This window comes from Brevundimonas sp. UBA5866 (assembly GCF_002432125.1).
Classification (GTDB): domain Bacteria; phylum Pseudomonadota; class Alphaproteobacteria; order Caulobacterales; family Caulobacteraceae; genus Brevundimonas.
On the sequence record NZ_DJFS01000050.1, the window covers coordinates 1 to 293 of the forward strand.

The following is a 293-nucleotide window of genomic DNA, read 5'->3' on the forward strand; positions in this document are numbered from 1 at the left end:
GCATTTTCGTATTCGACCTCGGCGCGGTTTACCTGACGCTGGGCCGTGTCGCGGGCCACCTCGACCTGAAGGACCTGCGCGTGGGCCAGAACGCCCTCGGCCTCCATCCGGCGGGCATTGCGTAAGTGCAGGTCGAACCCGTCGCGGGTGTCGATGGCCACCTTTAGCGCCTCTGCCGCCAGTACCTGCCCGAAATAGGCGCGGACCAGATTGACGCTTTCCAGCTCGCCCGCCTCGGCGCGGCGCGCTTCGGCCAGCGCGACATTGGCCTGTGCCGCGCGTTGCAGGGCGGG

Annotated in this window: 1 pseudogene; it reads right to left on the minus strand. The window is 68.6% G+C overall.

Annotated elements, in window-relative coordinates:
* Positions 1–293, minus strand: a pseudogene (locus B3H86_RS05725) (TolC family protein); the annotation flags it as partial.